The 383-nt window shown below is 39.9% G+C and carries 1 protein-coding gene; it reads left to right on the forward strand.

Annotated elements, in window-relative coordinates; genetic code table 11:
* On the forward strand, positions 1-383 hold a 383-nt coding region (locus tag GOQ16_RS17380; protein WP_160070450.1), incomplete at both ends, for a transposase.

Here is a 383-nt window from a genome sequence, read left to right on the forward strand (position 1 = left end):
ATGCCGAGTTTTGTGCATATTACAGATGGTAAACAACATGAATCTAAAATCGCCAAGACCATTTCATTTGCTAAGGGATGTGTGGTGGTTGTGGATAGAGGCTACGTTGATTATGCTTGGATGAACGTTTTGGACAGCAATCAGTCCTTTTTTGTCACACGCAGTAAAAGCAAGATGAAATATACAGTGGTGAGATCATTTCAAAGTGAAGCACTCAAGAACAGCGGAGTCCTTCAGGATCAGATCATTGAGCTTGATGGGGATGTCAAAAAGCACTATGAAGGAAAGAAAATGCGTCTAGTTCGTTTTTGGGACAGCATAAATAATGCTGAATATGAGTTCTTAACAAATAATTTCACCTGGAAAGCATCAACAGTAGCGGC

The sequence above is a fragment of the Sphingobacterium bovisgrunnientis genome, from assembly GCF_009829085.1.
Lineage (GTDB): Bacteria > Bacteroidota > Bacteroidia > Sphingobacteriales > Sphingobacteriaceae > Sphingobacterium > Sphingobacterium bovisgrunnientis.